Source organism: Bifidobacterium sp. LH_416 (assembly GCF_056357055.1).
In genome coordinates, this window is sequence record NZ_JBKEVJ010000001.1 from 885,368 (window position 1) to 906,956 (window position 21,589).

The 21,589-nt window shown below is 57.1% G+C and carries 19 protein-coding genes, 1 tRNA gene and 4 pseudogenes; 4 read left to right on the top strand and 20 right to left on the bottom strand.

The genetic code is table 11. The features are described from left to right. Positions 1–621 precede the first annotated feature (621 nt). Entirely contained in the window at positions 622–1,590 is a 969-nt protein-coding gene (locus AC1AY0_RS04015) for a hypothetical protein (protein WP_476522958.1), read from the top strand. Between the two features lie 148 nt (positions 1,591–1,738). Here the strand turns inward: AC1AY0_RS04015 and AC1AY0_RS04020 are convergent, their stop codons facing one another. From AC1AY0_RS04020 to AC1AY0_RS04050, 7 genes and pseudogenes are all read right to left on the bottom strand, one after another. Next, positions 1,739–2,716, bottom strand: coding sequence for a permease of ABC transporter system (locus tag AC1AY0_RS04020; protein ID WP_476522959.1), 978 nt, complete (start codon positions 2,714–2,716; stop codon positions 1,739–1,741). Next, positions 2,716–3,654 carry an ATP-binding cassette domain-containing protein gene (locus AC1AY0_RS04025; RefSeq protein ID WP_476522960.1) on the bottom strand — a complete coding sequence of 313 codons (939 nt, stop codon included), beginning with the start codon at positions 3,652–3,654 and terminating at the stop codon, positions 2,716–2,718. The genes AC1AY0_RS04020 and AC1AY0_RS04025 overlap by 1 nt, the downstream gene beginning before the upstream one ends. 81 nt (positions 3,655–3,735) lie before the next feature. Continuing rightward, a pseudogene (locus tag AC1AY0_RS04030) lies at positions 3,736–4,005 on the bottom strand (TrmH family RNA methyltransferase); the annotation flags it as partial. Between the two features lie 119 nt (positions 4,006–4,124). Then, positions 4,125–4,641 (bottom strand): annotated as a pseudogene (locus AC1AY0_RS04035) (RNA methyltransferase); the annotation flags it as partial. Positions 4,642–4,659: 18 nt separating this feature from the next. After that, complete coding sequence (locus AC1AY0_RS04040) at positions 4,660–5,289, bottom strand: type I phosphoribosyltransferase (protein WP_476522961.1); 630 nt, start codon at positions 5,287–5,289, stop codon at positions 4,660–4,662. A gap of 9 nt (positions 5,290–5,298) precedes the next feature. Then, positions 5,299–6,744, bottom strand: a complete 1,446-nt coding sequence (locus AC1AY0_RS04045) for a DNA recombination protein RmuC (protein WP_476522962.1) — start codon at positions 6,742–6,744, stop codon at positions 5,299–5,301. Positions 6,745–6,831: 87 nt separating this feature from the next. After that, positions 6,832–7,113 (bottom strand): metal-sensitive transcriptional regulator, encoded by a 282-nt coding sequence (locus AC1AY0_RS04050; protein ID WP_476522963.1) that lies wholly within the window; start codon positions 7,111–7,113, stop codon positions 6,832–6,834. A 107-nt stretch (positions 7,114–7,220) separates the two neighbouring features. On the opposite strand from AC1AY0_RS04050, the pseudogene AC1AY0_RS04055 reads away from it, so the two are divergent. Both AC1AY0_RS04055 and AC1AY0_RS04060 read left to right on the top strand, forming a co-directional pair. Continuing rightward, positions 7,221–9,578, top strand: a pseudogene (locus AC1AY0_RS04055) (HAD-IC family P-type ATPase); the annotation flags it as partial. Between the two features lie 84 nt (positions 9,579–9,662). Further along, positions 9,663–9,938 (top strand): annotated as a pseudogene (locus AC1AY0_RS04060) (YHS domain-containing protein); the annotation flags it as partial. An 86-nt stretch (positions 9,939–10,024) separates the two neighbouring features. Here AC1AY0_RS04060 and AC1AY0_RS04065 read toward each other — a convergent pair. From AC1AY0_RS04065 to AC1AY0_RS04105, 9 genes are all read right to left on the bottom strand, one after another. Further along, positions 10,025–10,759 (bottom strand): MIP/aquaporin family protein, encoded by a 735-nt coding sequence (locus tag AC1AY0_RS04065; RefSeq protein ID WP_476522964.1) that lies wholly within the window; start codon positions 10,757–10,759, stop codon positions 10,025–10,027. Between the two features lie 183 nt (positions 10,760–10,942). Further along, entirely contained in the window at positions 10,943–11,701 is a 759-nt protein-coding gene (locus tag AC1AY0_RS04070; RefSeq protein WP_476525912.1) for a chitosanase, read from the bottom strand. Between the two features lie 177 nt (positions 11,702–11,878). Then, positions 11,879–13,507 (bottom strand): phosphoenolpyruvate--protein phosphotransferase, encoded by a 1,629-nt coding sequence (gene ptsP / locus AC1AY0_RS04075; RefSeq protein ID WP_476522966.1) that lies wholly within the window; start codon positions 13,505–13,507, stop codon positions 11,879–11,881. Further along, positions 13,507–13,767, bottom strand: coding sequence for an HPr family phosphocarrier protein (locus tag AC1AY0_RS04080; RefSeq protein WP_476522967.1), 261 nt, complete (start codon positions 13,765–13,767; stop codon positions 13,507–13,509). The genes ptsP and AC1AY0_RS04080 overlap by 1 nt, the downstream gene beginning before the upstream one ends. A 60-nt stretch (positions 13,768–13,827) precedes the next feature. Next, positions 13,828–15,264: a 6-phospho-beta-glucosidase gene (locus tag AC1AY0_RS04085; protein WP_476522968.1), complete on the bottom strand. Its 1,437-nt coding sequence runs from the start codon at positions 15,262–15,264 to the stop codon at positions 13,828–13,830. 32 nt (positions 15,265–15,296) lie between these two features. Continuing rightward, positions 15,297–15,623: a PTS sugar transporter subunit IIA gene (locus AC1AY0_RS04090; protein ID WP_476522969.1), complete on the bottom strand. Its 327-nt coding sequence runs from the start codon at positions 15,621–15,623 to the stop codon at positions 15,297–15,299. Between the two features lie 59 nt (positions 15,624–15,682). Further along, on the bottom strand, positions 15,683–15,982 hold the full coding sequence (locus AC1AY0_RS04095; protein WP_476522970.1) for a PTS sugar transporter subunit IIB: 300 nt from the start codon (positions 15,980–15,982) through the stop codon (positions 15,683–15,685). Between the two features lie 167 nt (positions 15,983–16,149). Next, a complete protein-coding gene (locus AC1AY0_RS04100; RefSeq protein WP_476522971.1) occupies positions 16,150–17,511 on the bottom strand; it encodes a PTS sugar transporter subunit IIC in 1,362 nt (453 codons plus the stop codon). A gap of 245 nt (positions 17,512–17,756) precedes the next feature. Further along, positions 17,757–18,455 (bottom strand): GntR family transcriptional regulator, encoded by a 699-nt coding sequence (locus tag AC1AY0_RS04105; protein WP_476522972.1) that lies wholly within the window; start codon positions 18,453–18,455, stop codon positions 17,757–17,759. A gap of 198 nt (positions 18,456–18,653) precedes the next feature. Between AC1AY0_RS04105 and AC1AY0_RS04110 the strand changes: the two genes are divergently transcribed. Continuing rightward, complete coding sequence (locus tag AC1AY0_RS04110; protein WP_476522973.1) at positions 18,654–19,469, top strand: HAD family hydrolase; 816 nt, start codon at positions 18,654–18,656, stop codon at positions 19,467–19,469. A gap of 70 nt (positions 19,470–19,539) precedes the next feature. On the opposite strand, the gene AC1AY0_RS04115 is transcribed toward AC1AY0_RS04110, so the two are convergent. From AC1AY0_RS04115 to ssb, 4 genes are all read right to left on the bottom strand, one after another. Continuing rightward, a tRNA-Lys gene (locus AC1AY0_RS04115) sits at positions 19,540–19,613 on the bottom strand. 388 nt (positions 19,614–20,001) lie between these two features. Further along, complete coding sequence (gene rplI, locus AC1AY0_RS04120; protein WP_476522974.1) at positions 20,002–20,448, bottom strand: 50S ribosomal protein L9; 447 nt, start codon at positions 20,446–20,448, stop codon at positions 20,002–20,004. 18 nt (positions 20,449–20,466) lie between these two features. After that, a complete protein-coding gene (gene rpsR / locus AC1AY0_RS04125) occupies positions 20,467–20,715 on the bottom strand; it encodes a 30S ribosomal protein S18 (RefSeq protein ID WP_476522975.1) in 249 nt (82 codons plus the stop codon). Positions 20,716–20,807: 92 nt separating this feature from the next. After that, the gene (ssb, locus tag AC1AY0_RS04130; protein ID WP_476522976.1) at positions 20,808–21,512 is read right to left on the bottom strand and encodes a single-stranded DNA-binding protein; all 705 of its coding nucleotides are present in this window, start codon (positions 21,510–21,512) and stop codon (positions 20,808–20,810) included. Between the last annotated feature and the right edge of the window lie 77 nt (positions 21,513–21,589).

A 21,589-nucleotide genomic window follows, 5' to 3' on the forward strand; every position in this document is an offset into this window, starting at 1 on the left:
TCATCGAGCAGACCAAGGGAATACCCCATTAGCAGTTCCTCACCGAAGCAAATCCTCGGTTAGGCCAGGGTCTTACCGCACTGTCCACCTCTCACCGAGGCAAAACCTCGGGCTAGCCATGAAAATGCCCTGCTGATAATCCCGTATCGGGGCAAAACCTCGGGTTACCCGATAATCCACCTCATCAACAGCCCCTCAGCGGAGCAAATCATCAGACAGACAGAGGAAACACCCCACTGGATGCCTCCCACCAGGGCAGAACCACGGATTAGTCGAGGATTTGCCCCACGCATTGCCCGTCATGGAGGCAAATTCTCTGCTAGCCCGAGGAAATACCCCGTTGACGGCTTCCCACCGAGGCAAAACCGCAACCGACCCGCAGAAATGCCCCGCTCCGAGCTGCACAATCACCTCACAAGAGCCAATCGAACATATGCACGACCACCGGCATCAAATATCTCGTCAGTTATCCACATTCACCCGTATGAAGAACAGAACCAAGCACCACGCAATCGGCCATAATCCGCCAAAATCATTAACAGCACCACCAACCGATAAAGCTGGAACCACATTGCCTCGCGCAAGTGGACTCCATACCTTTCATTGCCATACCGTCGAGCTATGAAACATCACAAAGAAGTAGACGCCCTTATTGCCCAAGCCGAGGCAGAGCACCGATGCGCTTATGGAATAACCAAAGCACACCGCTCAGCACTGGCACGACGCGTGCAGGCGCTCGAGCTCAAGCGCGTATCCCCCAACATGTACGCGAAGCAGGAATACTGGGATTCGTTAAAGCCTGACGAGCGCACAAGGCACATAGCCCGCACGCTTCATCTCAAGCATCCCCATTGGGTTTTCGCCGGAATCACAGCGGCCGCCATCCATGGTCTTGAACATCAGTGGCATCTTCATGATGGCTCCATCTCTATCATCACCACATCGCAGGGGCCCAATGCCAGTAGCACACAGGTGAAACGGATATCTGCGTCACATTGCATACCGGAATATGTCGGGGAATTGCCTGTCACTAGCAAGGCCAGAACAGTGGTGGATTGCGGTCTAACTACAGAGTTCCGTTTTGCATTGCCGATTATCAATTCGGCGTTGCGCAAAGGAGTCACCGTTACAAATATTCTGAATATTTGCGGCGCCATGCGGCACGATTGTGCACCCATATTCCGTTTGCTGCATTATGCCAACCCCGCAAGCGAAAATGGCGGCGAATCACTTGGATTAGGAACCATTATTGAAGGCGGGCTCATGGTTCCTGACTTGCAACAGGAAATCATCGACCCGCAAACCGGAGCCATCTATAGAGTGGATTATCTCTGGCGGCTGCCGACCGGCCGTGTTGTTGTGGGCGAATTCGACGGTTACGAAAAGTATGTGAATCCGGATATGAATGATCGAAAAGGAGTTCGCAGTGCAGTTCAGGCAGAAAAAGAGAGGGAAACCGGACTCTATCGGGCCAAAGTTGATGCCATAGTTCGATTCACGTATGAGGATGTGATGAAAAGGCACCCAATGCTCAACAAGTTGCGGGCAGTCGGGATACCTCGTGCCACGACGACAATGGGATTGGGATAGCGAATGCAGCACAGCGCCAATGTACATCCAGTATGCGCAACACAGCAGAATCGCGTTTCGAATTACCAGTGACGCCGGCATAACAGATTCCACGCAGCACCGCCGCAACGCAGCAACATACGTGGTGCAAAGCACTACAACCCAAGCGTTATTTGATATCGGCTTTTTGCGTGACGAGGAGACCGCCAATCCATGCGGCGGCGGTCCATACGGCAAGGATGAGGCCGGATTGCCACCATTCGGGGATCCAATAGTTTGGTTTTGTAGCTTCGGCAAGCGTTGCTTGCGCAGAGCTGTCGATGCCGGCGCCGAGGAAATGATTCATGGCTGAGTCTGGCGTGAGGTATGACAATGTGCCAAGCCATTCAACTTTGCTCACCGCCAGTGAGGTTATGGACAGTACCGATGACAGCACCATGAACAGAACCACTAAAGCACATACTCCGCCTACGGTGGAGCGGGTAAGTCCGCCGAGCCCTTGGGCAAAGAGCGCAGTAAGCACGATGGCTACCGGGAAACCGATTAAGGTGACCGGAATAATGCGCCACTGATCATCCGCAAGAGCCGTGACGTCATGGCCGTTGGTGAACAGCCAAAGTATTCCGGCAGCCAGCGCAATACCGACGATTCCTGCGGCGAGCGCGAAGAGTGCGACGGCTATGGATTTGGTGACGTAGAACATGCCGCGCCTGGGATTGACGGTCAGGCTCGACTGCACAGCTGATGTGGTGTATTCGCTGGTGATGGCCATGACACCGAAAATGCCGATAACCAGTGCGGCGGTGGAACCTGAGGATGCGAGGACTGCCCACAAGTCGGCTGCGGCGATGGGCTTGGGAGTGTCAAGTGCTTTGCCGGTGTTCAGATCGGTTGATGCTAGGAAGGTTACGCTCCATGAGCTCAGTGCAGACATGGCAAGCATCAGTACAACGGCAATGCCAAGCAGGACTTTGGTTGAGTTCAGTGACCAAAGCTTCAGAAGTTCCGCTTTGAGGGAGCCTTGGAAGGTGAGTCGTGCGCGGCGGTACATGCGATTGGCGCGACGGCTGGGAGCGCGGCGTACGGCGGATGCGCTAGAGCCGGTGGCAGGGTTGGAGCTATTGGTGCCGTTGGCGCTGTTGTTCATTACCCGACCTCCTTGGCGCGGTATTCGGCCTGGTTATGGGTCAGCGCCATGTATGCCTCTTCCAGGGAGGCGTGTTCTTCGACGAATTCGTAGGTGACCAGTCCGGCTTGGGCGAATACTTGGGCTGCGGCGGCAAGGTCTGCGCCGGTGATGCGGAACACTTCGCCTATTGGAGGATCGTTAGGCGTGCGTGTATCGGGCGCGACGGTAACTTCGGGCGCGCGAGCAAAAATGGCATGAAGCTTGCCTGGTTCGGGAGTCACTACGCGAATGGATTTCGTGGAATGTTCTGCAACAAATGAGTTGACTGTTGTGGTTTCCAGGATATGTCCTTGGCCAATAATGACCAGATTGTCGGCAGTAAGCGCCACTTCGCTCATCAGATGGGAGCTCAACAATACGGCTCGACCTTCCGAAGCGTAGTAGCGGCATAAGTCTCGTACCCATTTGACGCCTTCGGGGTCGAGCCCGTTAATCGGTTCGTCCAGTACGAGATTATGTGGGTCGCCCAGCAATGCGGCTGCAATGGATAAGCGTTGGCTCATGCCCAGAGAGAATTGACCGGCTTTCACATTAGCCACTGAGGCTAGGCCGGTCATGTCGATGACCTCATCCACACGTTTCTTTGGAAGATTATTCGTGTATGCCAAGGCTTGTAGATGGACTCGTGCCGTGCGAGATTTGTGTGCGGATTTGGCGTCAAGTACTGCACCGACCGCACGCATCGGCGCGCGCAATGAGGTGAATGGTTTGCCGTCAATCAATGCATGGCCTTGATCTGGGTGGATGAGGCCAAGGGCTGCGCGCATGGTGGTTGATTTGCCAGCGCCGTTAGGGCCCAGGAAGCCTGTGACTTTGCCATCTTCGGCGGTGAAGGTCACGTTGCTCAGCGCTTGCTTGGTTTTGAATCGCTTGCTGAGCCCCTCAATCTCAATCATGATTCAACTGTAGACGATAAACCGACACAATCGCCCATAGTGTCAACAGATTATTGCGTGGGATTACATTCCACTATGAAATCACACGGCATGCTGTGCAATCCAAGCATGCATGGCTACGGCTGCTGCGGCTCCGGCATTGATGGAACGCACTGATCCGAATTGGGAAATGTACACCACATCATCGGCCAGTTCGAGAGCTTTTTGGCTCAGTCCTGGTCCTTCTGCTCCGAACAACAGCAGGCAGCGCTTAGGGAATCGGTAGGTTTCCATTGGCACTGCGCCGGGGATGATGTCCAGTGCGATGACGCGGGCGGCTTCCAGTTCCTTGATGCGATTATCCGCGTCTGCAAGTTCGGCCATAGCAGATTGCGTGGCTACAGCCCCGCCGCGGAACGCATCTGCGATAGTCGATGACTCTGATTGTTCAATATGACCAACGCCCGGCACGGTTGGCGCAGCGCCTAGCTCGTGAATATGGATTGCTGCCGCGGCAGCACGAGCACGTTCATAAGCAATTTCACCGGCGATACGATGATGCCAGCATTCCACGAGTTCAGCGATGGAGGGATGATGCTCCACATGCTGGTAGAGCTCGGTCATGAGCGCGCCTTTACGGTTCCACTTGTGCGGTCCGACGATGTGTACGCGCTTGGCTTGGAATGCGTTAGCGGTACGCACCATGGAACCGATGTTGAAATCGTGGGTCCAGTTTTCTACTGCCACTTCAAAATCGTGACGGCCCCGAGCGTCCAAATCGCTTTTGATGGCTTGCACTGACCAGTACCGGTAGCGGTCGAGCACATTGCGGCGATCACCATTGTCCAGCAGTTCCGAATCGAAACGGGCATCATAATTCGGGGATGCTGGATTGTCTGGGCGAGGTTCGCCGGGATGAGTTTCGCCCCACGGGCCTACACCGACTTCACGGAATTCTGGTTCGCCGGATGCCTTGGCAGCCAAGGAAATCTGGTTGGGTGCGTGCACGCTTACTCCTCTTAATGCCTAACGCAGCTCGGATTCGTCGAAGACCTGAACGAATGGCAGTACCTGACTGTCTCCCGTGGCAGGGTTGACCACGTTGATTTCTTTGGCTCCGCCGCCAACCAGCGATGCGATGGCCACTACCTTGGCACCGAGTTGTTCGACAATACCGAAGTCCAGACTGAGCTCATTACCGTTACGCAAGGTAACGAGCGAGCTGGTCTGCACATAGGATTTCTCAGACAGCCAAGCATCCAGCAACACTACACGGCGGCCTTCGATGGACGGCCCCTTGATGGAGGGATACACGAAGTCCATTACGAATCCGTCCAAATCCTCACCTCGGGAGGCCGCGGCCTGAATCATGGCGGATACCATCGGCACGGCAGCAGCGGTCAGTGCGCCTACTGCATCGAAATCATCGACCGAATATCCGGCATCTTCCAGTGCATCAATCAGCACATGACCCATGATGGGAGCGGCATGATGATCGAATGTCACTGCAGCCAATTCGGAGAACGGGCGGCCCACCACATGCTGCTTCAGCAACGTGGCAAGCTGTTCACGCGGCTCCATCATCGCGAAATCGGCGGTGTTCTTTGCACCGGCAAGGTCCGGGGTGCCAGTCGGGCGGAATCCAGATTCAGTCATGCTGTAAGCCTATCGCCTGAGGGGGTCAGCAGTAGCAGATTCGGTATCAGAGGGAACAACTTCTGGGGCGGAAAGCTCGGTGATGTTGCCCTTGTCTGATTCGATGAGCGGCACTTCTTCGATGACCTTGGTTGGCTCGATTTTCTGCAGCTTGCGGGCAGTCGGAAGCACACGGCGTTCCAAGCTCGCGGCGAACTTGTTGTACGCTCCGACCGTCTTGGAAATCTGCGTACCCAACTTGGTGGCATAGTCGCCCAACACAGCAAAGCGCTCATACAATTCACGGGACAAGTCGAACAGCTGCTTGGCATCATCGGTCAGCGACTGCTGCTGCCATGCGTACGCCACAGATTTCAGCACGGCCCATAGCGTGACCGGAGAGGTCAGCGCCACCTTGCGGGAGAATGCGTCATCCATCAACGTGGGATCAGCTTCGAGCGCGGCCTGCAACAACGCCTCATTCGGTATGAATGCCACCACAAAATCAGGCGCAGTCTCAAAAGCGTTCCAGTATGCCTTTTCACCTAAAGCACGCACGTGATCACGCAGCGCCTTGGCATGCGAGCGCAGCAGATCATCACGTCGAGCCAAATCTTCAGGGCTAGCTGTTTCTGGAATCTCGCATGCTCGCTGGTAATCGGCATACGGCACCTTGGCGTCAATCGGAATTGTCTTGCCGCCAGGCAAGTGCACGATCATATCCGGTCGCAATGTACGGCCATCGGCACCCGTAACCACCACCTGCGTATCAAAATCCACATGTTCGAGCAAGCCTGCGGATTCCACAATGTTCTTCAGCTGCGCCTCTCCCCAAGCTCCGCGGACTTTATTGTTGCGCAATGCGGCGGAAAGCGAGCTGGTCTCCTTATCCAGACGAGCTTGCTGATCATTAAGCCCCTTGAGCTGAGCCCCCAGCGCACCCATCTCCTGCTTGCGGCCTTCTTCAATTTGGGTGACTTTATGCTGCAATGCATCAAGGTTTTTGGCCACAGGAGCCAGCGCTTCCAGCACCTTGCTCTGCTCTTTGAGTCGAGCTTCCTGTTCACGGCGCTTGGTTTCAGCAGCCTCAACTTGAGCCAACCGCTTTTCTTCAGCCGCCTTGGCCTCAGCCTGACGGCGTTCTTCAGCCTCTGCAGCCGCGCGTTCACGCTCATGTTGAATACGAATCTGCTCAGCCTGCTGCGCTTGCGTCAATTGTGATTTCACAAAAGCGAGCTGCTGGTTCAGTCCCTCAATTTGCGCGCGGGCAGCAGCATTGGCGGAACTTAATTCAGCCGCATCATTGCGAGCGGTTTGCAGCAGAGCTCGCGACTCCTCCAACTCTTGCGTCTTGGCACCACGAGCCATCTCCTGACCTTTGTGACGACCAAGCACAAAACCTGCGAGGAGCCCGAGCCCCGCGCCAATTACCAATACCGCAATCACCAGGATTACGTTTCCCGTTTGTTCAAACATGCACCCAGTATCGCATCACTTTTTTGAGAGGGAAAATTTTTTCCACCCCTACTATTTCGGGTGCATGATAGGAGGGAGTCTTACGGCTCACGACTTCACTAATCTCGCAATGGCTGCCGAAGCTTCCGCCAGTTTCTCATCAGCCACTGCCCCGCCCTCAACCGACGCCTGACGAACGCAGTGACCAAGATGATCATCAAGCAACAACAACGCCACAGATTTCAACGCCGAATTCGATGCAGAAATCTGCGTGAGGATATCAATGCAGTATTTGTCATCCTCCACCATTTGCTCTATCGCACGCACTTGGCCTTCAATGCGGCGCAAACGAGCCACGAGTTTTGCCTTGTCCCCGCTATAGCCATGCATAATGTGTCACCCCTTATTCCACAAGCTGAACACAACCGATTATATACCCTATAGGGGTATTGGGTATACACTGTCAGTCAGTACAATAGAGGCAGGAAGGAGTCATCATGGGGTTCAACGTATTCGCTCTGGCTGTGGCCATTGTCTTGGCCGCGGTAGCGACATGGGCAATTATGCGATTCTTCTTCGCACCGCAACAAGGAACTTCCGGCACTATCAATGGAGGGCAGCAACAGGCGACCATCACTGTTAAAGGCGGCTACTCCCCCGCCGTAGTGAATATGAAAGCCGGTATGCCAATCACGCTGACGTTTGACCGCCAAGAAACCGGCGAGTGCACCTCGCATGTGGTGTTCGGCGATTTAGGGCTCGATGCCATGCTTCCTGGCAACACCAGCACCGATGTGAAGCTTCCGGCACTTCCGGCCGGCGAATACCCGTTTGCTTGCGGCATGAATATGGTGCATGGCCTGCTGCGCGTGGAAGGCGACTCCGATATTTCCGCCGTGCAAGCTACTGCAGCACCAGAGGCTCCTCACACGCCGACGATTGACGCAGCGGAAGCCGAACGGCGTGAATCCCAGGAGCGCCGCAATGAGATCACTTCACTGACGAAATTGGTGATTATTGGTGCAGTCCTTACCATTCCGGTATTCGTGACCACCATGCTCCATATGGCGAATCCTGCGTTGGTGCCGCATTGGATGGTTAACCCGTGGCTTCAAGCCATTCTGATCACGCCGGTCATGTTCTACTGTGGGCATCCGATTCATAATGTCGGCTTCCCTGCTTTGGCGCATCGTTCCCCGGATATGAATTCGCTGGTATCGCTGGGTACCACCGCCGCATACGTGTACAGCCTGGTCACGTGCATTGCACCGTGGGTGTTCCCCGAAGGCTCGCGCGAGCCCTATTTTGAGTCCGTGGGAGTAGTCATCACTTTGGTATTGGTTGGGCGTCTGCTGGAGAACAAAGCTCGCGAAGGCACTGGCAAGGCAGTACAGTCGCTGATCAAGCTTCGTCCACGTACCGCGCATAAGCTCAACGATTCCGTTGCCACCGCTATCGGCAATATAAGCGCAGGCGAGGCAACCACCGAGTTCTCTGATGCGCATTCTGATGCGCAATGGCTGAACCCGGCGAACAGCACAGACATCGACGCGGATGCGATTACCGTTAACGATCTGCTCGTGGTACGCAATGGCGAACGTATACCTACAGACGGTGTCGTAGTTGCAGGCGAGGTCATGGTGGACGAGTCGATGATTACCGGCGAATCCAAGCCGGTACAGAAGACTGCCGGCACGCAGCTTACCGGCGCGACCGTTCTGCTGAAGGGCAACTGCGTTATGCAGGCCACGCAAATCGGAGCAAATACCGTGCTCTCGCAGATCACTACGATGGTGGCGCGTGCACAGGCCACTAAAGCCCCGGTGCAACAGTTGGCTGATCGTATTGCCAAGTATTTCGTACCGGCTGTGATGATCATAGCCGTGTGGACGTTTGCGATTTGGATTTCAGTTGGTCCGAGCCCGCAATTGGCACACGCTCTGGTTACCGCAGTGAGCGTGTTGATTATTGCGTGCCCGTGTGCGCTGGGGCTTGCCACACCGCTTTCCGTAACCGTGGCATTGGGTCTTGGTGCCACCAATGGCGTACTGGTTACGTCCGCAAAAGCCTTGGAACAGGCACGCCGCATCGGCACAGTGGTATTCGATAAAACGGGCACCATCACCCGCGGCGTGGTCGACAGTACTGCAGACTGGGATAAGCCGAGCTACGAGCAGGACACCATTAAAGACGGTTCTATCGAAGCGATTGCGGCATTGCGTGCACGTGGCATTCGCACGGTGATGTTGTCTGGGGATAAGGCGGATGTTGCAGGCCGTATCGCGCGCGAGGTTGGCATCGACACCGTAATTTGCGAGGTCAAACCTGATGGCAAAGCCCATTGGATCCAGCAACTGCAACGTGAACGTGATGCTCAGCATGGCATAGAGCAGCACAACGGCAGTACCAATGCGACTGGTAATAGCGCGAACGGCAGCAATGCCGCGAGCGGCAATAGCTCAGGCAGTAGCGCAGCCAAGAAGCAACCGGAAACCAATCTGATTGCCATGGTGGGCGACGGCATTAACGATGCTCCAGCTCTGGCTCAGGCCGATCTCGGTATTGCCATTGGCACCGGCACGGATGTGGCCATGCAATCGGCTGACGTGACGTTGATGAGCGGCGATTTGCGCGGCGTAATTAAGACCATCAATCTCTCGGAAGTCACCATGCGTAATATACGAGAAAATCTCGGCTGGGCGTTCGGATACAACGTCATCGGTATTCCGATTGCCGCAGGCGTATTGTTCCCGTTCACCGGCTGGTTGCTCAGCCCGATGATCGCCGGCCTGGCCATGGCGTTAAGCTCCGTTTGCCTTGTGCTGAATGCAAATCGTCTGCATATGGCAACGATTACCAATGGCATCGGCCGTGATACGGCAACTTCGACAGCGACAGCGTCGGCTACTCCCAACGCGAACAATCCTGTGCCGGCGCATCATGAACCCACTATCATCGTCGATGATCGTACCGAGCTCACACACTTGTCCGGTCAAACACACAACACCAAGGAGAATCCTATGGATATGAACATGCACATGCATCACGCCGCCCCTGTGGATGGCGAAACCGCGACCGATCCGGTATGCGGCATGACCGTAAGCGTGAACGCAGACGCCATCACGCGTGAGTTCGAAGGTAAGACCTACTACTTCTGCGGCGAACACTGCGCCAACAACTTCATGAAGGCTCCGCAAATCTTCCTGGAGAAGTAATCGAATAGCTCTAATAACACAGAGGACCTCCGCCGATTACGACGGAGGTCCTCTGCTATGTACGGCTTCTAGCCGATATTCAATAATCAGGCGCCGAAGAAGAACACGAACATCCAGCAACCGATGATGGCGCCCACAATCGGAGCCACAACCGGAATCCAGGCCTCACCCCAGCGAGAGGAGCCCTTGGACGGAATCGGCAGAATGGAGTGCAGCAGTCGCGGCATAAGGTCACGAGCCGGGTTCAGGCCAGGGCCAGTCGGACCACCCATGGAGGTCACCAAGCCCCACACAATGAAGCCGACCACGATGGAAGCAGCAGCGTAATCCTGCTTGCCCCACGGCAGGGAAAGGCAGCACAGAGCGCCAAACACCAGCACGAGGGTGCCGAACATCTCGTTGAGGAAGTAGTTGGCCTTGTCGTTGTGAGCGTCGGTGGTGCAGAAGGTGCCAAGAATGGCCTCGGCATCCTCAGTCTCCTTGTAATGCGGCCAATACGTCAGGTAGACGATGAACTGGCCCAGAGCAGCGCCGAGCATCTGCGCAATGATGTATGGCAGCACTTCGTTCCACGGGAACAGGCCGTTGATGGCCTGAGCGAGAGTCATAGCCGGGTTGATGTGTGCACCGGAAACGGCACCGAACATCAGTACCGGGAACATCACACCAAAGCCGTAGCCCATGGCGATGTTCAGCCAGCCAGCGTGATGGCCCTTGGTGTTCTTCAGTTCGACGTTGGCCACAGAGCCGTTGCCGAAAATCATCAGAATGGCAGTACCGAAGAACTCGGCAGCCAGCTTGGTAAAGAGGGAGTATTCCACTGCTTCTTCTTTTCTTCCTAATTACTTGGGGTGATGAGACTACTTTGCGAAAAGCATTCGAAAAGCAGGAGTCAAGCAAACTAGGCAAGTGTACGCCGAGGGCTGAACGTGCAACAAAGCTATACGACTCGCAAATGGAACTGGGACGAACGGTTAAAATCAAGAAAAAACGGCGGCGATGCTTCATGGCAAGTGACTCAACATTGATGCGGTGAGCTCATACCGGTCGCCATACATCGTCCAATGCAACGGAAGCTCCAGCTGGAAATTGCCGTCGTTGATGAATCCGAGTTGAGCCTGCAACCGTGACAAATCGCGGTGAGCTTCTTCCGATTGCATCACCGGGGCTCGGACGTCAAGGAACGTGCGCAGGTAGGTTGCCTCGTCGCCTCCTCGGGAGGGCGTCTCTGCAGCCTTCATTGCCGTGGCGCGGATCGCCTGAAAACTACTTCTATCATCCGCGGACCCAGGCCCATGGACTACTAATGCGTCGTAATAGATATATTGCCCTAGCGGTGAGAGCCCGTCCTTCCGCGCGTATCGGACGGCAGGATCGAGGTATTGCTCGCGCACGATGTCGTTCTGAGCCTCGATGAACTTCCGGTCATTGGCCGCGCGTTTCCACGCAGCAGTGAAATTGTCGCCCAGTCCCTTGTGGGTGTCGGTGCCGTTGGCGTCGGCCAGCGCGGGCAGGAATCGCACGAGCCGATTGTCTGGTTCAATCCGCGTGTATCGACGCACCACGTCGAGCATGTCGCCGGTGCCGGAGGTGAACCCCACGATGCCGCCCGTGTATCCTCGCCCGTCGCCGATGTCCTCGATGTATGAATACGCCCGGGAGTAGTCGGCGGTGCTGTTCTCGGCGCTGGAAACAAGTGCATACACGGTCTTGCGCAGGTCTCCAGCGCCGATGCTCTGCCCAACGGAGTGCGGGGATTGCACCGATGTGGACGCTGCTGCTCTGATGTTTCGCAGCCGCACGACTGATTGCGACGCGGAGCACCAGGCACCAGATAGAGCGATAATCACAGCTACGGACGCGACGCCCCGCATGCCGGCATGCGTCGGCAGGCGGGGCGAGTCATTTTCCGGTGTCGATGGTGTGGTGCCGTTCATTACTCAGTGGTTGCGGATGGCGTTGCGCAGGGGCAGGACGCTGGTGGGCGAGACGGACAGTTCGTCGAGTCCGATTTCGAGGAACGTGTCAGTCAGGCTCAGGTCCGCACCAAGTTCGCCGCAGATGCCGCACCAGATGCCGTGACGATGCGCCGCTTCGGTGGCCATGCGGATCATGCGCAGCACGGCGGGCGAATGTGGATCGGCGAAGCGTCCAAGGTTCGGGTTCTGCCGGTCGCAAGCCAGCGTGTACTGGGTCAAATCATTGGTACCGATGGAGAAGAAGTCGACCTCGGCGGCCAGTTCGTCGGCCATGATGACCGAGGCGGGCGTCTCGATCATGATGCCGACCTGGATGTGTTCGTTGAAGTCGACGTGCTCGCCGCGCAGCTCGCTCTTGACCTCGTCGAGGATCTGCTTGGCGTCACGCGCCTCCTGGACCGAAGTGATCATGGGCAGCATGATGGCGATATTGCCGTACACGGAGGCGCGCAGCAGGGCACGCAGCTGGACCTTGAAGATCTCCGGGCGGGTCAGGCAGATGCGGATGGCGCGGTAGCCGAGCGCGGGGTTGTCCTCGTGCTCCAGGTTGAAGTAGCCGACCTGCTTGTCCGCGCCGATGTCGAGCGTGCGGATGACGACCAGACGGTCGCCCATCTTCTGCGCGACCTCCTTATACGCCTTGAACTGGAACTCCTCGGTCGGGTAGTCCTCGCTTTCCAGGTACAGGAACTCACTGCGGAACAGGCCGATGCCTTCGGCGTCATTGGCCAATACAGCGGTCACGTCGGAAGGCCGGCCGATATTGGCGTACAGACGAACCTTTTGACCATCCTTGGTCTCGGTGGGCTTGCCCTTGAGCTCCTGCAACAGGCGCAAGTGCTCCTCGTACTTGGCCTTCCTACCCCGGTATTCGTCCAGCGTGGCCTCATCCGGGTCAACGAACACCAGGCCACTGGTGCCGTCAATCACGGCGGTGTGTCCATCGTCTGCCGGATTGAAAGCGTCACCGATACCGATGATGGCAGGCAATCCCATCGTGCGGGCCAAAATCGCGGTATGCGAGTTCGCGGAACCCTTGGCAGTCACGAAGCCCAGGACCTTGGCACGGTCGAGCTGCACGGTCTCGCTGGGGGCCAGGTCCTCGGCAAGAATAATCCGACTCTCGCCGCCTTCATCATCCGCAGCAGCTCCACCACGCTTGCCTTCAAGCACATTAATCACGCGGCGGGAGACGTCCTTGACGTCGGCTGCGCGAGCCTGCATGTACGAGTTATCCATCGCGGCGAACATAGCAGCGAACTGTTCGGCGGTGCTGTTGACCGCATACTCGGCGTTCACCTTACTCGATGTGATCAGGTCCTCGATGCTTTCCACATAATCCGGGTCCTGAAGCATGAGCTGGTGGGTGTCGAATAGTTCGGCCTTGCCCTCGCCAAATTCGGCGGCGGTCTTATCACGCAGCTGCTTCAATTGGGCGACTGCCGCATCACGGGCCGCGCGGAATCGCTCTACCTCGGCTTGCGGGTCGTCGACCACACGGCGCTCGACAGCATGGTCGGCGGTATCAAGCACACGGATCGCACCGATGGCGATGCCGGCGGAGACTCCAACGCCTTGTATCGTCCGCATCACAGGTTCTCCTTGAGGAACTGCTCGAATTCGGCGGCGGCCTTAACCTCGTCGTTACCCTGCACCTTGACGATGACCTTGTCGCCCTGCTTGACGCCGAGCCCCATGACGCCGAAGATACGCTTGGCGTCCACGGACTTGCCGTTGTAGGAGACGATGATGGTCGAATCGTATCCCTGTGCCTTGGCGACCAGCAGGCCTGCGGGGCGGGCGTGCATGCCCTCGGGGTCGGATACGGTGAACGTGAATTCCTGAGACATGATGATTCCTTTATGCGTTTGATGTGTTGCGCTTGAAGCGCCTTGTATACGTGCTGTGGTTTACAGCTGTTCGCCGTTGGTGGCGATGACCTTCTGGTACCAGCCGAAGGATTTCTTGCGACGGCGTTCGAAGGTGCCGTGGCCTTCGTCGTCGGCGTCGACGTAGATCAGCCCGTAGCGTTTCTTGAATTCGCCGGTGCCGAAGCTGACCAAGTCGATGCAGCCCCACACGGTGTAGCCCATGACCTCCACGCCGTCGAGGTCGATGGCCTTGCCGACCTGTTCGATGTGCGCGCGCAGGTAGTCGATGCGGTCGTCGTCGTCGATGGTGCCGTCCGGGTTGACGGTGTCGTATGCGCCGTAGCCGTTCTCCACGATGAAGATCGGCTTGCGGTAGCGTTCGTACAGGACGCTCAGCGCGTAGCGCAGGCCGACGGGGTCGATCTGCCAGCCCCATTTGGTGGCGGGGATATATGTGTTGCGCACCACGCCGGCGATGCCGGAGTCGAAGTCGCCGGGGGTGGAGTCGTCAGCGGACAGGGCCATCGACATGTAGTAGCTGATGGAGATGAAGTCGACGGTGCCTTCGGCGATGGCCGTCTCGTCTCCCGGCTCCATGTGCGGGGCCACGTCCTCGCGGGCCCACATGTTCCTCGCATAGTTCGGGTATTCGCCGTTAACGTACACGTCGCCGAACACGAGCCGGTCGCGCATGGCGACTTCGGCGCGCATCACGTCGTCGGGGTCGCAGGTGGCCGGGTAGATCGGCACGATGGCCAGCATGCATCCGATCCGGAAGTCGGGGTTGATCTCGTGGCCGCGCTTGACGACCAGGGCGCTGGCGACGAACTCGTTGTGCACGGCCTGCCAGACCTTGCGCTTGCGCTCGTTAATCGTATCTGTCTCGGAGAACCGAATACCGGAGTCGGTGTAGGCGAAGATCGGGTTGTCGAGGTTCATCTGGTTGTTGACCTCGTTGAAGGTCAGCCAGTACTTCACCTTGGTCTTGTAGCGTTCCATGACGGTGAGCGCGAACTTGACGAACAGGTCGATGAGCCTGCGGTCGGTGAATCCTCCGTATTTGAGGCTCAGGTTGAGCGGCATCTCGAAGTGGGAGAGCGTCACGACCGGTTCCATGCCCTTGGCCTTGAGGTCGTCGAACAGGTCGTCGTAGAACTTCAGTCCGGCCTCGTTGGGCTCGTCCTCCTCGCCGTTAGGGAAGATGCGCGACCAGGCGATGGAGGTGCGGAAGCATTTGAAGCCCATCTCCTGGAACAGCGAATCGTCGCCGCGGAAGCGGTGGTAGTAGTCGTTGCCCCAGTGGTTCGGGTAGATCTTGCCGGTCTCGACGCTATCGGTGATCTGCCGGGGCACGCCGTGCGCGCCCGCGGTCATCACGTCGGCGATGGATACGCCCTTGCCGTCTTCGTTCCACGCACCTTCGAGCTGGTGGGCGGCCACTGCGCCGCCCCACAGAAAGTTGCTTGGGAAACCCATGTTGTGTTCCTTTTCCTGATAAGCCCTGTGGATCAGTTGATCTTCTTGTACAGCGCGATGAGCTCGTTGACCAGCAGTTTGACGGTCTCCGCGGCCATCATCTGGTCCTCGACATGCGTCATGAGCAGGCTGACCTCGATTTTTTCGCCCGCCGCCTCACGCTGCACGAGATTGGTGTGCAAATCGTGGCCGGTCGCGAAGCTTGCATCACCGCTCTTGATGAGCTCGTCTGCCTTGTCGTATTTGCCGGCCTTGGCCGCCTGCAGCGCCTCGATGTAGTCGGATTTGGCGCTTCCCGCGGCCGTGATCATCTGGAAGCAGAGGGTCTCCCAATCAAAGTCTTTGTTGTCATCTGCCATTGTGTTGCCACCCTTGATTCGTTGTTTTGGCTATCTGTTATCTGTCTGTTGGCGCCGGGTTACTTGGCGGCAATGGCGATGGCGTGTTCGAGTACCTTGTCTCCGCGCACCATGCCGTAGTCCTGCGGGTTGATGGCCTCGACCGGCTTACCGGGCAGCAGTTTCTTGACGTGGTCGAGCTCGTAGCGCACCTGCGGTCCGAGCAGCACGGCGTCGGCGTTCGCGGCCTTCTCCTCGACCTCGGAAATCGGGTAGGCGTCGATCTCAGCCTCGACGCCCTTGGCTTCGGCGGCGGCGCGCATCTTCTTGACCAGCATGCTGGTGGACATTCCGGCATTGCAGCACAGTACGATCTTCATGATGTTTTCCTTTCAGTGGGCCCCACACCAATCGTGGAGCGGTTGGTTGTTGGGATGTATTTAAGTGTTGATTAGGGAGGGAGCCCGGCAAGGGTGGTTGCTCATACCGGGCTCCCATGCTTCCGGCTGTTGCCAATCGGAAGAGTTGGACCGTTCGATACGGCGGCTCAGGCCTTGGCTGCTGCAGCAGCGGTTTCGAGATCGGCTTCGTTTGCGGCCTGTTCAGCGATCCATGCCTGATCCTGCTTCTTGACGAACGGCAGGTAGACAACCACGGAGATCACGAGGATGATGAGCTGGATGAGCGCGCCCTTCCAGCCGCCCAGCAGGAAGCCGGAGATGATCACCGGGGTGGTCCACGGCACCTGGACGGCGCCGAACGGAGGCATGAAGCCGATGTACATCGCGCCGTAGGTGATAATCATGGCGATCAGCGGGACGACGATGAACGGAATCAGGAAGAACGGGTTGAACACAATCGGCAGGCCGAAGATGACCGGCTCGTTGATGTTGAACAGGCCGGGCACGATGGACAGCTTCGACATTTCCTTCATCTGGCTGGACTTGGCAACGATAAGGCCGGCAATGAGCAGGCCGAGGGTGATGCCGGTGCCGCCGAACTTGACGAAGCAGTCGACGATCTGCGGGGTGAGGATGTGTCCGCCGTCGGCGGTGGTCACGGCCTTACCGGCGTCCATGAGGGCCTGGTTGGCCACGGAGTTAGCGGTCAGCAGCGGAGCCATGATGCCCATGACGACGTTCGGGCCGTGGATGCCGCACCAGAAGAGGATGGAGATGAGCAGCGTGATGATGATTGCGCCAGCCCAGTTGTCGGTGAGGTTCTGCATCGGGGTCTGCAGGATCTTGAAGATGAGCTCGGTAAAGCTCACTCCGCCGAGTGCCTGGCACAGGTGGTAGATGACCGCGGAGCCGAGCACCACGAAGAATCCGGGAATCATGGCTGAGAATGCGTTGGACACGCCTTCGGGCACGGAGTCGGGCAACTTGATCTTGAGGTTGTGCTTCATGCACTTGACGAACACCAGACCAGACAGTAGGCCAACGATGATGGCGGTAATCACACCGTTGCCACCGGTCCACGAAGTGGAAATCGCGCCGGACACGGAGGCGGTGGTACCCTCCTTGATTGCGTCGACGGTACTGTGGTCGATGCTCACTGATGATGGAGAGAGGATAAAGAAGGCGACCAAGGCCAGCAGGCCAGAGGAGATGCCATCTTCCTTCTCATTGCGTGCATAGGCGTAACCGATGCCGACCGCGATGATGATGGCCAGGATGTTGAACGTTCCAGCGGAGACCTGATTCAGACCGATGTTCCACTTGTCGGTCAACAGGTTGTTCATGAAGTCCGTGTAGCCCTCGAACGGCAGGTTCGCGAGCAACAGGAACAGCGAACCCACCAGAGTGGCCGGCATCGTGAGCACGAAGCCATCCTTCAGCGCGGTGACCGCCTTGGTCGTCGCGAATTTCATGAAGCCGTTGAGCAGTTTGTTGCCGAACTCCTTCATTCTCGTCCTCCTTTGGACTGGTGTAACACCCCGGGCTGAGGCAAGTTAATCAGCCCGGTTTCTCAGTATAGAATCAGGTCATTCGAATGAATAGGCAACATTCGAATGACTTGACTACAATATATGACGTTCATTCGACTGTGTCAAATTCATTCGAATGATTTTTAGGTATAGCGTGTCGCCTATCAAAAAGGCACGTGGGGCGATACGACTGCCGCCATGCCACCCCACACACATGCAAACGTTTACTTCAAATCGGCGAAATTAAAAAAAGTGGCCTTCTTGTAGTGGTAGTAGACCGTACCGGCGTTGAACATGCGGCCACTGGCCAGATAGGCATCATCCTCGACCACCAAGGCTGGGTCACCCGCCGACAGACCAAGTAGATCGGCCTGGCCGTGATCCAGCTCGCGCGCGTATATCAGCTTGTCCGCGAAGCCTGTGCTCAGCCCCAAATCCTCACGAATATACGCATAGATAGAGCCGCTGGCGATCTCCTCGTTGAGGTATGGAACGAATTCCTTGAGATACAGGGCATATTCAATGGCGAACGGCTCGTCGTCCAATAGACGCAGGCGAGAAACGCTGTAGACCTTGGCATCGGAAGCGCACTTAAGGCGCGCAGAGTCCCCTCCCGCCTCGCGCTGCTCCAGCTTGATCAGCTTGGAAGACACGGAATGGCCGGGGAACTCCGAGGTCATACCCCTCGTGCCGTTGATGTTGAGACACCCCTCCCGCCTGTTTTCACGCACGAACATGCCGCTGCCCTGCACCGGATACACATCGCCGAGCTCAACCAGGAGGGCGATGGCGTTGCGCACACAGTAGCGGGTCACACCATACTGTTCCATGAGTTCAGGCTCAGTAGGCAGTCTGCCCGTATCGTGGTATTTGCCCTTGTCGATATCCACCTTGAGGATCCTTGCCAATTCCCGGTATTTCATATGCCCTCCAAAAACCACATCATTCAGCAGTGTCGCATCACCGCGACTTACAGCATTCATATTATCGCATGACTTATATTCATTCGGATTTATAACACGAACAACAGCCACTCATTGCGTAATTCATTCGAATGAATTACGCTTAGAGGTATACGCACAGCGCAGACATCGCAGTCAGCATTTCACAGGAGCACACACATGAGCAAGACCAAACTGGTATTCATCGACATCGACGGCACGCTGCTGGACAGCCACCACCGCATTCCCGAATCGGCGCGCGAGGAATGCCGCCGCGCACAGCAGGCCGGCCACAGGCTGTTCATCTGCTCGGGCCGCGCGGCACTGGATATCGATCCGCCGGTTCTCGAACTCGGGTTCGACGGCATCGTGTCCGACGGAGGCGCATGCGCCGAGCTCGACGGCGAGACCATCATCGACGAGCACATGCCCACGGAATCCGTCCGCAAGGCGACCTCGTTCTTCGCCAAGCATGCCATGCCGTATGCCTGGCACTGCCCCGACGGCATGCACGCCACCGAACGCTACCTGTACCGGCTCGGTATCTGGAAGAAACTGGTGCGGCATCCGCAGATGCGCGGCTCCTGGCACACCATCGCCGACCATTTCGCCCCTCTTCCGCCGGTTCGCAAAGGCACGTTCTACGTCCCCGAGGATGGCAGTCTCACCGTGGAAGACGTACGACGAGAGCTCACCGGCTACGCGACCATCATCCACGGATCCATCAACGCATCCAGCGACGATAACGGCGAAATCCTCATCCCCGGAGTAGACAAAGGCACAGCACTCGTGAAAGTCGCGCAACGACTCGGAGTACCGCTATCCGACACGATCGCCATCGGCGACAGCGACAATGACCTTGAGATGATCCAGGCCGCCGGCGTCGGCGTCGCTATGGGCAACGGCACTGCGGCCGTCAAATCGGCGGCCGACATGATCGCCCCGAACGTCGATCGCAATGGCCTCGCAGCGGCGCTGCACCAACTGCTCCGCTAGTCGAAGCCACCGAAAAGTACGGGCTAGACCAGAAAAACAAAAACCGGAATCTTTCGATTCCGGTTGTCTGTGCCCCCGCAGGGATTCGAACCCTGGACACGCTGATTAAGAGTCAGCTGCTCTAACCAACTGAGCTACAGGGGCGTTGGTTAGTTGTTGAAGTGTTCCTTGCAACGAGTGATAAATATACTCAGATTCGTCTCGAGCGCAAGCCTCGGCGTGTCGCCTGGAATTTCAACGTTTTTATTTTGGTGATTTTTGAGGGTTGCGGGATTGAAGTGGTGATACATGAGGAGTGTTCTTTTTGTTTTCACAAAAAGAACACAATTTGCCCGCGGCCTGAGGCCGCTCTTCTTCTCTCCCTCAGTCAGCCTTCGGCTGCCAGCTCCCTCATCAGAGGGAGCCGAAATCAGAGAGAGCCAGATATAACGAAAACCCCGTGTGCAATCTCATATTGATTGCAGCACGGGGCTTTCAGATGCTTAAGCTCAGACTTTTAGCCTGAAATATTCCAGCGGGATGCTGGAATGGTTCACTCGGCCACGACCTTCACGAAGAAGGAAGCGGTAATCTCCGGGTGGAGGGCCACCTTGGCGGGGAAATCGCCGGTGGTCTTGATGGTCTCAACCTCGATGGCCTTCGGATCCACAGGAGCCTTGTCAGCCAGAGCGATGGCGATGGCTTCCTTGGAGATGCCACCGAACAGCTTGCCGGACTCGGAAACCTTGGCAGCGATCTCGACAGTGGTGCCCTCGATAGCAGCCTTGGCAGCCACGGCGTCTTCACGGGTGGCAACAGCCTTGGCCAGACGAGCGCGCTTCATAGCGGTGATCTGAGCCTCAGCGCCCTTGGTCCAAGCGAAGGCCAGGTGCTGCGGGAACAGGTAGTTACGAGCGTAGCCAGACTTGACGGTGACAACGTCGCCCGGGTGACCCAGGTGAGCCACGGTCTTGGTGAGAATAACCTTAGATTCAGCCATTGTTCAAGCCTTTCTAACTCAGCGACCGGAAGTGGCGTACGGCAGCAGAGCCATCTCGCGGGCGTTCTTGATAGCCTTAGCGATCTCGCGCTGTTCCTGAACGGTCACACCGGTGATACGGCGGGAACGAATCTTGCCGCGATCGGAAATGAACTTGCGCAGCAGGGCAACGTCCTTGTAATCGATCTCGGTGATCTTAGCAGCCTTCAGTGGGTTCGGCTTCTTCTTGAACGGCTTGACCGGCGGTTGCGGCCTCTTACGGGACATGATGTTCTCCTTATAAATCTTTAAATTTGATTGCTGCTGTTACAGCTGTGTGCAGTAATTCGCGTCAGTTAGCAGAATCCAGAACGCAGAATTTAGAATTCCGGATCGTTATCATCGCCACCGAACTCGGAAGATCCACCAAAGGTGAAGCCACCAGTATCAGCGGCACCAGCGGAGCCAGAGCTCCACGGATCGACAGCAGGCGCGGGCTGAGCGGCCGGTGCAGACTGGGCAGGCTGCTGGGAATATCCAGCACCACCCTGATAACCACCGTTATAACCGCCCTGGCCTTGACCACCGGCGTAACCGGACTGGCCACCGTTGTAACCACTACCAGCACCCTGGCCAGCCTGATTACCGTAGCCCTGACCGGGCTGACCACCCTGGAATCCGCCCGAACGGCCCTGGAAGCCACCCTGGCTGGTCTGGCGAGTCACCTGAGCGGTGGCGCGAGACAGCGCTGGGCCAATCTCATCGACGCGCAGTTCAACAACCGTGCGCTGGCTTCCATCTTGGGCCTGGTAGGAACGCTGGGTCAGACGACCCTGAGCAATCACGCGCATGCCCTTGGACAGCGTGCTGGCAATGTTGGAGGCCAGCGACGAAGCGCGACCATCCCATGCCGAGCAGTTCATGAACAGCGTGTCGCCATCTTCCCACTGATTCGTGTTGCGGTTGTACTGACGAGTGGAAGCAGCGATGGTGAAGTTCACCACCGTCGATCCACTGCCAATAGTGCGCAGCTCAGGATCACGGGTAAGGTTACCGACCACGGTGATAATGGTTTCGCCTGCCATGCCATGCCTTCTTACTTGCGTGTTGCTCTTACTTGCACATCAGCTCTTCAGCTGACTAAACGCTAAACGCTGTGAAT